The organism is Kitasatospora sp. NPDC056531 (assembly GCF_042794375.1).
In the GTDB taxonomy this organism is placed as follows: Bacteria; Actinomycetota; Actinomycetes; order Streptomycetales; family Streptomycetaceae; genus Kitasatospora.
Map to the genome: position 1 here is coordinate 120,773 of NZ_JBHTTU010000005.1, position 10,508 is coordinate 131,280.

A 10,508-nucleotide genomic window follows, 5' to 3' on the forward strand; every position below is an offset into this window, starting at 1 on the left:
CTGGCAACAGACCTAAAGCCGGGGGCGCTCTTCACCCCTGCTGGGGGGGGGGGGGGGGGGGATTTGAACCCCTCCCCGCCTGCTGTCGGGTCCTTTTCGGGGGGGGGGCTCGGACGGGCCCTGCGCGGCCGTCCCAGGGACCAGTACGTCCTCTCCACCAAGGTCGGCCGGCTGCTGCGCCCGGCCCCGGAGCCGGGCGGCGACGACCTCGCCCACGGCTTCGCCGTACCCGCCACCCACCGCCGGATCTGGGACTTCAGCGCCGTGGGCGTCCGCCGCTCGATCGAGGACAGCCTGGAACGGCTCGGACTGGACCGGATCGACGTCGTCTACCTCCACGACCCCGACGACCACGCCGAGCAGGCGCTCACCCAGGCGTACCCGGAGCTCGCACGGCTGCGCGCCGAAGGGATGGTCGGCGCGATCGGCGTCGGGATGAACCAGGCGGAGCTGCTCGCCCGCTTCATCCGCGAGACCGACCTCGACGCCGTCCTGCTGGCCGGCCGCTACAGCCTGCTCGACCAGCGCGGACTCACCGAACTGCTGCCGCTGGCCGCCGAACGCGGCGTCGGTGTCGTCATCGGCGGCGTCTTCAACTCCGGCCTGCTCGCCGACCCGCGCCCCGGCGCCACCTTCGACTACACCACCGCGCCCGAGGAGTTGCTCACCCGCGCCCTCGACCTCAAGGCCGTCTGCGAGAAGCACAGCGTGCCGCTGCGCGCCGCGGCGCTGCGCTTCCCGTTCGGGCACCCCGCCGTGGCGAGCGTCCTGGTCGGCACCCGCAACGCCTCCGAGGTGCGCGACGCCGCCGCCATGCTCCGGCACCGCGTCCCGGACGAGCTGTGGGCGGAGCTGAAGGACCGCGGCCTGCTGCCGCCGGGCGTCCCGACCCCGCAGGAGGCGCCCTGATGCGCGTCGCGCTGTTCATCACCTGCTTCAACGACACCATGTTCCCCGAGACCGGCCGCGCCGTGGTGACCGTCCTCGAACGGCTCGGCCACACCGTGGCGTTCCCGCAGGAGCAGACCTGCTGCGGGCAGATGCACGTCAACACCGGCTACCGTACGGACGCCGTCCCGCTGATGGCCCGGTTCACCCGCACCTTCGCCGACTACGACGCGGTCGTCACCCCCTCCGCGTCCTGCGCCGGGCTCGTCCGGGAGCACCACCCCGCCCTCGCCGAGGAGTACAGTCCCCCGCAGCTGCGCCGACAGGCCGTCGAACTGGCGCCCCGGGTGTACGAGTTCACCGAGTTCCTGACCGACGTCCTCGGCGTCACGGACGTCGGAGCTCGCTTCCCGCGTCGCGTCACCTACCACCCCACCTGCCACTCGCTGCGCGCACTGCGCCTCGGCGACCGCCCGCAGCGGCTGCTGCGCGCGGTCGAGGGCCTCGACCTGGTCGAGCTGCCGGCCGCCGACTCGTGCTGCGGCTTCGGCGGCACCTTCGCCGTCAAGAACGCCGCGACCTCCGGCGCGATGCTCGCCGACAAGGTCGGGGCGGTACGGGAGACGGGCGCCGAGGTGCTGTGCACGGTCGACAACTCCTGTCTGATGCACATCGGCGGCGGCCTGTCCCGGCAGGCCGCCACGGTGCGGACCATGCACCTGGCCGAGATCCTGGCCACGACCGAAGGAGGACGCCCGTGACCGCCCCGGGCGACCGCGGAGTGGTCTGGCTGGGATCGCCGTCCTTCCCGGACGCCGCCCGCGAAGCCCTCGGGAACACCCGGCTGCGGGCCAACCTGAAGCGGGCCACGACCGTCATCCGCGACAAGCGCCTCGCCGTCGCCTCGGAGCTGGACGACTGGGAGCAGCTGCGCACCGCTGCCGACGCGATCAAGAACCGGACCCTGCGCCATCTCGACCACCACCTGTTGCGGTTGGAGGAGTCGGTCACCGCGGCCGGCGGAACCGTCCACTGGGCCGCCGACGCCGCCGAGGCCACCCGCATCGTCACCGAACTGGTCCGGGCCACCGGCGGCAGTGACGATGAGAAGCATGAGGTCGTCAAGGTCAAGTCCATGGCAACCCAGGAAATCGGCCTCAACGAGGCCCTGGCCGAGGCCGGCATCACCGCCTACGAGACCGACCTCGCCGAACTCATCGTCCAGCTCGGCGACGACCGCCCCTCCCACATCCTGGTCCCGGCGATCCACCGCAACCGGACCGAGATCCGCGAGCTGTTCTCCGCGCGGATGGGCGAGTGGGGGCAGCCGGCCCCCGAAGGGCTGAGTGACGACCCCGCCGAACTCGCCGAGGCCGCCCGCCGGCACCTGCGGCAGAAGTTCCTCCGCGCCAAGGTCGCCGTCTCCGGTGCCAACTTCGCCGTCGCCGACACCGGCACCGTCGTCGTGGTGGAGTCCGAGGGCAACGGCCGGATGTGCCTCACCCTGCCCGAGACCCTGATCACCGTGATGGGCATCGAGAAGGTCGTCCCCACCTGGGCGGACCTGGAGGTGTTCCTCCAGCTGCTCCCCCGCTCCTCCACCGGCGAGCGGATGAACCCGTACACCTCCACCTGGAGCGGCACCACGGAGGCCGACGGCCCGTCGGAGTTCCACCTCGTCCTGCTCGACAACGGACGCACGGACACCCTCGCCGACACCGTCGGCCGCCAGGCCCTGGCCTGCATCCGCTGCTCGGCCTGCCTCAACGTCTGCCCGGTCTTCGAACGCACCGGCGGGCACGCCTACGGCTCGGTCTACCCCGGGCCGATCGGCGCCGTGCTGACCCCGCAGCTGGTCGGCGTCGACAGTGACATTAAAAGCAGTGCCGCCAGCCTGCCGTTCGCCTCCACCCTGTGCGGGGCCTGCTACGACGCCTGCCCGGTGAAGATCGACATCCCGAAGCTGCTGGTGCACCTGCGGGCCTCGGCCGTCCGGGCCCGGCGCGGCGCCCGGGGCCTGCCCACCGGCGAGGCGGTGGCGATGAAGGCGGCCGCCACCGTCCTCGGCTCCCCCGCGCTGCTGGGCGTCGCCCAGCGGGCGGCCGCGCTCGGGGGCCGGGCGCTGGCCCGGGACGGCCGGATCGGCCGGCTGCCCGGCCCGCTGAGCGGCTGGTCCGCCGACCGGGACACCCCGGTGCCGCCCGCCGAATCCTTCCGCGCCTGGTGGCGCAGGAACCGGGAGGGGAAGTGATGAACACCCGCGAGGCCATCCTCGGACGCATCCGCGCCGCGCTCGCCGACGTCCCCGCCGACGAGCGCCCGCAGGACCTGCCCGTCCCGCGCGACTACCGGCGCGGCCACACCGCCCCCGGCCAGGACATCGTGGCGCTGTTCGCCGAGCGGGTCGCCGACTACCGCGCCACCGTCACCCGGACCAACCCGGCCGGACTGCCCGAGGCGATCGCCGCCGCCCTCACCGCGCGCGGTGCGAAGCGCCTGGCCGTGCCCGAGGGATTTCCGGACGGCTTCCTGCCGTCCGGTGGCTGGGAGTGGCACCGGGAGCCCCTGGACGTCCCCGCCCTGGACGCCCTCGACGGTGCCGTCACGCTCGCCGCCGTCGGCATCGCCGTCACCGGCACCGTCGTCCTGGACACCGGCCCGGGCCAGGGCAGGCGCGCCCTGAGCCTCGTCCCCGACTACCACCTGTGCGTCGTCCGCGCCGAGCAGATCGTCGACGACGTCCCCGGGGCGCTCGCCCGACTCGACCCGCGCCTGCCGCTGACCTTCGTCTCCGGCCCGTCCGCGACCAGCGACATCGAACTCACCCGGGTCGAGGGCGTGCACGGGCCCCGGACCCTGGACGTCGTCATCGTCGACGCCGCTGACACAGCGGCCGCCACCACCCCCGAGCCTTCGGAGCAGCCATGAGGATCGCCCTGCACACCCGCGTCCGTACGGACCGGATCGAGGAGTACGAGGCCGCGCACCGCGAGGTGCCCGCCGAGCTCACCGACGCCATCAGGGCGGCGGGCGTGACCTCCTGGACGATCTGGCGCAGCGGTTCGGAGCTGTTCCACCTGCTGGAGTGCGAGGACTACGCCCGACTGCTCGCCCGGTTGGAGGGCCTCCCGGTCAACATCGCCTGGCAGGCGCGGATGGCCGAACTCCTCGACGTCGTCCACGACTACTCTGCGGACGGTGCCGCGGCCGGACTGCCCGTGGTGTGGGAACTGTAACCGTCCCGGCCGCCCGGCCCGGCCCCGGTGTCCGGAAGCACCACGGCCGGGCCGGACGAAACCCCTATGCTGCGAATATCAGATGACCAGGAAAGGCGAGGCCGTGCCAGTCACCGACGAGGCGATCGAGAAGATCAAGGCCATGATCGTGAGCGGTGAGCTCCGCCCCGGCGCCAAGCTCCCGAAGGAGGCGGACCTCGCGGACCGGCTCGGCCTGTCCCGCAACTCCCTGCGGGAGGCGGTCAAGGCGCTGTCGCTCATCCGGGTGCTCGACGTGCGTCAGGGCGACGGTACGTACGTGACCAGCCTGGAGCCCGAAGTCCTCCTGGACGCGCTGGGCTTCGTCGTCGACTTCCACCAGGACAACACGGTGCTGGAGTTCCTGGAGGTCCGCCGCATCCTGGAGCCCACCGCTGCCGCGATGGCCGCCCGGGTCATGTCCGAGGAGGACATCGCCGGCCTGGGCGAGGTGCTGGAGAGCCTGGACGAGGACGCCTCACTGGAGGAACTCATCGCCAACGACCTGGAGTTCCACCGCAGGATCGCGGCCGGGTCGGGCAACACCGTGCTCTGCTCGCTGATCGACGGCCTGTCCGGGCCCACCATGCGCGCGCGGATCTGGCGCGGGCTGACCGAGGAGGGCGCGACGGCCGGCACCCGCCAGCAGCACCGCGCGATCTTCGACGCCATCGCCGGCAGACGCCCGGAACTCGCCCACGCCTGGGCGACCGTGCACGTCGCCGGGGTCGAGCAGTGGCTCCGCGACACCCTCGGCGAACCGGGATCGGCCCTCGGCTGACGTAGTGGTGTGGCGCCCGGGAACCCCGGCGTCACACCACTACGCGGGCCGGGACGCGTCAGGCCAGGTTCCACCGCTGCGAAGCGGCGCCCGCGACGCAGGGCTGGAGACCGAGCAGGGTCCCGTCGGCGGTCTTGCCGGCGGGCGCTGCGAGGCACAGTCCCGGAGCAGCCGGTGTGGTGACGGTGCCGTCGGAGTTGAACCGCCAGTGCTGGTTGAGGCCGCCGTTGCAGTTCCAGATCCCGACCGGGGCACCGGGGGCGGTGCTGGAACCGAGATCGTCCAGGCAGCGCAGAGCGCTGCCCGAGTACACCTGCAGGCTTTCCTCCGCGAGGTGCGTCCAGGTCTGGTTGGAGCCCGTGTTGCAGCTCCAGATGTCGAGCCGGGTACCGGGGTTGGTGGTGGCGCCCGGAATGTCGAGGCAGCTGTTGGAGGCGGCGAGGACCAGGGCCCCGGTCACCGGTCCGGTGGTGAGGGCGAGGTCGTCGCCCCAGCCGGTGGCCGTGTTGCCGGGCGGGTTCCACTGGTAGACCGTGGCGCTGGTGCTGTTCGCCCCGGTCGTGAACCGGACCACCCACCTGGTGTAGGAGGTGCCGGAGAGGCAGGTGCTGGTCTCGGTGCCGCCGAAGTCCTTGACGCCGAGCCGGACGCACTGGCCGGCGGCGCTGGTCTTCGCCCAACCGCTCAGGACGTAGGCGGTGTTGGGGGTCAGGCCCGAGATGGTCTGTTCGGCGCCCGAGTTCGGCGGGAGCTGGACGCTGTACGCGCCGCTGTGGGCGTTTCCGGCCACCGCACCGGCGCCGCCGTAGCAGTTCCAGCCGGAGCAGTCGCCGGACTCGAAGCCGAGGTTGCCGCCCAGCGCGGCCGACCCGTTGCCGGGGGTCACCGCGAACCGGGCGAACTGGTCGTTCTGGTACCCCACGACACCGAGACCGGCCTGGCCGCTGGTGAAGGTGTCGTCGCTGACCGAGCCCACGGCGGTGCCGTCGATCACCGCGGTGAGGTTGCTGTCCTGCATGGTCAGTGCCACCGAGTGCCAGCTGTCGGTGCCGAGCGCGCCGACGGTGCCCTGGGCGAGGGTGGTGAAGTTCCAGTTCAGGTCGCTCCTGAGGATCGACCATGCGCCGGTGTCGGAGACGCGCAGGTGGTAGGCGTTCAGGCCGTTGTTGTTTCGGCCCTGCTGGCCGACCCGGCCGAGTAGTTCCACGCTGCCCTGCTGCCTGATGAGAACCTTGGCGGAGACGGTGTAGTTGCTCCAGCCGCCGTCGCCCATGAGGGTGTAGGGGTTGGCATAGGGCTCGTTGGTCCAGCGCACCGGCGTGCCGGTGGCCATCTGCTGCAGGCAGGTGCCGCTCTGGCCGCCCGCGCAGGGCACCTTGGCGAACGCGCCGTTCATGTCGGTGAAGTACTTCGGCGAGGTGCTGCCTGTGGCCCCGGTGAAGTCGTCACCGTAGGGGAGGGCGAGGGGAGCCGCGGGCGGCGGGGCGGCGTTGCCCTTGCCCTGGGCGGCGGTGGTGCCCGGGACGGTGCTGGTCGTGGTCAGGGTGTAGACGTGGCCGGGCTGCAGGGTGAGGCTGTACCGGCCGTTGCCCGGTGTCACGTCGCTCTGGTGCACGAAGTGGTCGGCGGTGTTGCCGGAGTTCACGTCGGTGGCCCAGACGTGGACGGTCCCGCCGGACAGGCCGCCGGTGACCTGGAGGTTCACGGTCTGGGCGGCGGTGGCGTCCATCGTCTCCAGCACCGTGCTGTAGTCGTCGGTGGTGGTCGAGCGCAGCGTCACGTAGCTGCCACCGCCGCCGCTGAGGTAGCCGCCCGCCGGGTCGATGTAGCGCCAGCCCGGCTGGGTGAACTGGGTGGTGTGCGCGGTGACCCAGGTGGTCTTGCCGATCAGGTAGTTCCCGGACCAGGGCTGGTTGGCGATCGACATGCCGTCGGTCGAGAAGTACAGGTTCGGGTAGAGCGCGGCGATGACCGGCCAGTTGATGAAGGTGGTCATCCGGCCGTCGAGGTAGTCCCGGTTGATGCCCCGGGCCACCGCCGGCGCGCCGTCGGTGGCGTCCTCGGAGCCGTTCTCGCTGGCCCACAGCGGCTTGCCGAGGCCGCGGGCGTTCGCGGTGCTCTGGCAGGAGGAGAAGGATCCGAGGTAGCCGCAGGGATAGTGGACGCCGACGATGTCGACCGCGTTCCTGAACGCCGGATCGGTGGTCATCGCGTCGGCGACCGACCAGCCGTTGTTGTCCGATGCGACCACCTTGGTGCCGCCGTAACCGTTGGACACCAGCGAGGACTTGAGGTTCTCGTACCAGGAGGCGTCGAAGCCGCGTTCGTTCCAGCCGCCCAGGTAGTCGATGGTCAGCCCGTGTTGCCTGGCGCAGCCCATCCAGTCCATCAGGTAGCTGATCGCGTTGGGAGTGAAGAAGGTGTTGTTGCCGCCGCCGACCCAGCCCGGCGCGCCCCAGGAGAGGCCGTAGAGCTTGATGCCGGGGTTGCGCGCCTTGGCCTGGGCGGCCAGCCACCACTCGTAGCCCTGGTCGCAGTCCACCACGCCCTGGGTGTGCTCGTGGCTGGCCTCGGCACCGTCGGTCGAGTTGGTGTCGCCGCCGATCTCGATCTTCAGCAGCTGCAGGCTGGCGCCGTAACCGGGTTTGAACAGGTAGTCCAGGAGCTGGGTGCGCTGCGGCTCCGGGTAGTCGACGAGGAGTCGGGTGTTGCCGCCGCCGCCGGAGATCGCTCCGATGCCGTCGAAGGTGAGGCCCGGCTGGGTGCCGTCGATGGTGACGGCGGTAGCAGCAGTGGTGACGGCACCGGCCGTGGTCGGCCGGACCAAGCTGGTCAGAGCGCCCAGCAGCAGGATGAGGACGGCGGGCAGACCCGCGCGGTGGATCGATGATTTCGCCATGGCAGCTCCAGGCAGACGGGAATGACGGAAGGGAACGTGCTGCCGGCTTCGCGCGAAGGGGGCCGGCGGACGGTCGCTGTCGAACGGGGCCGGCGGACGGTCGCTGTCGAACGGGGCCGGCGGACGGTCGCTGTCGAACGGGGCCGGCGGAGCACCGGGTGTACGGCCGGGACGCTCGGACGAGGCAACGGGCTGCGAAGGACCGGCAGTTGTCAGTGTATGCGCAAGTCGCCCGATCGCGGCTGCGGTTGACGCTAATCGATCCGATGAATGCGTGTCCCCCCGGGGAGTCGGAGGTCGTACTGCCGGACCGCCCGAGGAACGGAACGGGCCCCAGAGGTGGCGGAGTGATGGCTGGATTGGCCGCCTGACCTGCCAAATCACCGGACGGTACGTGAGATGGCGCGATCCCGGAGGGAGTCGACTCAGGCTCGACGGGATACGCCGACCGTTGCGAGTCATCGGATATATCGCCGCCAGATGCCTTGACAGTCCGCTCCGATCGCCGCGATACATGTACCTGACTTCGCGGAGCCCACCCGATAGCGAGCATTCCAGGACAAACGGAGCATCCATGTCACGATCCATCAGTCGGAGAAGTGTCCTCACCGGCATGGCAGTCGCAACCGCCGCCACCGTCGTCGGGCCCGTCGCCGTCCCGGCCGAGGCCGCCGCGGTCGAGGGTGACCCGCTGCCCCTCGTCCCACTGCGCATCCCGAAACTCGACCAGGGAACCTGGCAGCAGCCGGACAGCAAGATCCAGTGGATGCGCGACAACAAGCTGGCCATGTTCATCCACTGGGGCGTCTACTCGGCACCGGCCCACGGCGAGTGGTACATGTTCGGCTCGAAGACCAAGCCGACGGCCTACCGGTCGCAGTACGCCGGCACCTTCGCCACCCAGTCGCAGTCCTTCGACCCCGCCGCCTGGGCCCAGCTGGCCCATGACCTCGGCGCCGCGCAGGTGGTGCTGACCACCCGTCACCACGACGGTTTCGCCCTGTGGCCCAGCGGCCACCCCAACGCCTGGACCGCCGGCGACGCTCCGTTCCCCGCCGGCACGGACTTCGTCAAGGGCTACGTGAACGCCGTACGCGCAGCCGGCCTGCGGGTCGGGCTCTACTACTCGCCGATCGACTGGCGCTACCCCGGCTACTACGACGTGACAGGCGCGAAGCCGCCGAGCCCCGCGCTCACCTCCGACTGCGTGCTGCCGAACAGCCCGTACCCGTGGAACTACGAGGGCACCGATCCGGCCGGCTTCGACTACCACGAGAACGCCCGGACCATGAAGAACGAGGTGTACCAGTCCGTGAAGGAGCTGGTCACCGACTTCGGCGCGGTCGACGACATCTGGTGGGACGGCGGCTGGCTGGCGCAGCAGGGCACCGACGCGGACGGGTCCTTCTTCTGGGAGCCCGGCCAGTACCGGGATCCGGGCAACGGCTGGCCGGTGGACGCCGCGTACGGCGAGACCGAGTGGGGCACCGGCAGGCCGCTGGGGCTCACCGGCCTGGTGCGCCAGCACCTGCCGAACGCGGTGGCCAACTCGCGTTCGGGGTGGGTGGGCGACTACGACATCGACGAGGGGTTCGGCGTGCCGAGCGGGCCGATCCGCTTCGGCCGCCTCGTCCAGAAGGCGTTCAGCGTCTCCGGCGGCACCTGGGCGTACAGTGGCGACTACGCCATGTCCCTGTCCTCGGCGCTGGCCCTGATCGTCAACTCCTTCGTCCGCGACATGTGCGTGATCGTCAACGTCGGCCCGGACGCGACCGGCGCGGTCCCGAGCAAGCAGGCAGCCGTCGTCCGCCAGATCGGCGGATTCATGAGCGCCAACCGGGAAGCCGTGTACGGCACCCGCGGCGGACCGTGGAACCCGGTGGACGGCCAGTACGGCTTCACCTTCGCCGACCGGACCGTCTACGCGCACCTGCTGGCCGGGTACAGCGGCGGCGGCAGCTTCACGAGCCCCTCGCTGGGCGACGCGAAGGTCACCGCGGTCTACGACCTGGTCTCCAAGAGCCCGCTCCCCTACAGCACCACCGGCGGGAACGGCGTCACCGTCACCGGCATCGACCGCACCCGCTACCCCGACGACACCGTCGTGGCGATCGTGCTCGACCGACCGGTCGTCCCGACCGACATCGCCCGCGGCTGCCCGACCGCGGCCGACAGCGTGGAGACCTCGCACGGGAATGTGACCGCCAACGCGGTGGACGGGGACACCTCCACCCGCTGGTGCGCGGCCGACGGCGGCACCGGCCACTGGCTCCAGGCAGACCTGGGCTCGGTGCGCCCGGTCACGGGCGCCCGGATCGCCTGGGAACTGCCGGGGAAGGCCTACCGCTTCCGGGTCGACGGATCCACCGACGGCTCCACCTGGTCGACGCTTGCCGACCTCAGCGGGAACACCACCGCCGCGCAAGTACAGACCATGACGTTCACAACCCGGGCCCGCTACGTCCGGGTGACCGTCACGGGCCTGGACGCCGGCGCCTGGGCGTCGATCCGTTCCTTGGAGGTCTACGACCGCCGCTTCCTGGACCCGTCCGTCTCCAACTCCGCCACTGCCGCTGGGTGACCGGCCCGGGGGGGGGGGGGGGGGGGGGGGGGGGGGAGACACCCCACCGGGGCGGGGGTGTCGAGTCGTTCGCGTCTGCTGGGGGTGGGTTTGGTGAGTTTTCTA

At 71.4% G+C, this 10,508-nt stretch carries 8 protein-coding genes; 7 read left to right on the plus strand and 1 reads right to left on the minus strand.

What is annotated here, in order from left to right:
• The first annotated feature begins 63 nt into the window (after positions 1-63).
• The 6 genes from ACFQ87_RS08190 to ACFQ87_RS08215 all read left to right on the plus strand — a co-directional run bounded on the left by ACFQ87_RS08190 (position 64) and on the right by ACFQ87_RS08215 (position 4,923).
• Complete coding sequence (locus tag ACFQ87_RS08190) at positions 64-909, plus strand: aldo/keto reductase (RefSeq protein ID WP_380609781.1); 846 nt, start codon at positions 64-66, stop codon at positions 907-909.
• Positions 909-1,649, plus strand: a complete 741-nt coding sequence (locus tag ACFQ87_RS08195) for a (Fe-S)-binding protein (RefSeq protein ID WP_380609782.1) — start codon at positions 909-911, stop codon at positions 1,647-1,649. Before ACFQ87_RS08190 ends, ACFQ87_RS08195 begins: the two co-directional genes overlap by 1 nt.
• Positions 1,646-3,139 (plus strand): lactate utilization protein B, encoded by a 1,494-nt coding sequence (locus ACFQ87_RS08200; protein WP_380609783.1) that lies wholly within the window; start codon positions 1,646-1,648, stop codon positions 3,137-3,139. The genes ACFQ87_RS08195 and ACFQ87_RS08200 overlap by 4 nt, the downstream gene beginning before the upstream one ends.
• Positions 3,139-3,816 (plus strand): lactate utilization protein C, encoded by a 678-nt coding sequence (locus ACFQ87_RS08205; protein ID WP_380609784.1) that lies wholly within the window; start codon positions 3,139-3,141, stop codon positions 3,814-3,816. Before ACFQ87_RS08200 ends, ACFQ87_RS08205 begins: the two co-directional genes overlap by 1 nt.
• Entirely contained in the window at positions 3,813-4,124 is a 312-nt protein-coding gene (locus tag ACFQ87_RS08210; protein ID WP_380609785.1) for an L-rhamnose mutarotase, read from the plus strand. The genes ACFQ87_RS08205 and ACFQ87_RS08210 overlap by 4 nt, the downstream gene beginning before the upstream one ends.
• Before the next feature lie 103 nt (positions 4,125-4,227).
• A complete protein-coding gene (locus ACFQ87_RS08215) occupies positions 4,228-4,923 on the plus strand; it encodes a FadR/GntR family transcriptional regulator (RefSeq protein ID WP_380609786.1) in 696 nt (231 codons plus the stop codon).
• Between the two features lie 58 nt (positions 4,924-4,981).
• Here the strand turns inward: ACFQ87_RS08215 and ACFQ87_RS08220 are convergent, their stop codons facing one another.
• Entirely contained in the window at positions 4,982-7,822 is a 2,841-nt protein-coding gene (locus ACFQ87_RS08220) for a ricin-type beta-trefoil lectin domain protein (protein WP_380609787.1), read from the minus strand.
• Positions 7,823-8,435: 613 nt separating this feature from the next.
• On the opposite strand from ACFQ87_RS08220, the gene ACFQ87_RS08225 reads away from it, so the two are divergent.
• Positions 8,436-10,403 (plus strand): alpha-L-fucosidase, encoded by a 1,968-nt coding sequence (locus tag ACFQ87_RS08225; protein ID WP_380609788.1) that lies wholly within the window; start codon positions 8,436-8,438, stop codon positions 10,401-10,403.
• Positions 10,404-10,508: the final 105 nt, after the last annotated feature.

Excerpts from the sequence above, each read along its gene's own strand:
- ACFQ87_RS08195 (WP_380609782.1), top strand. The coding sequence starts at position 909 with ATGCGCGTCGCGCTGTTCATCACCTGCTTCAACGACACCATGTTCCCC.
- ACFQ87_RS08205 (WP_380609784.1), top strand. The coding sequence starts at position 3,139 with ATGAACACCCGCGAGGCCATCCTCGGACGCATCCGCGCCGCGCTCGCC.
- ACFQ87_RS08210 (WP_380609785.1), top strand. The coding sequence starts at position 3,813 with ATGAGGATCGCCCTGCACACCCGCGTCCGTACGGACCGGATCGAGGAG.
- ACFQ87_RS08220 (WP_380609787.1), bottom strand. The coding sequence starts at position 7,822 with ATGGCGAAATCATCGATCCACCGCGCGGGTCTGCCCGCCGTCCTCATC.
- ACFQ87_RS08225 (WP_380609788.1), top strand. The coding sequence starts at position 8,436 with ATGGCAGTCGCAACCGCCGCCACCGTCGTCGGGCCCGTCGCCGTCCCG.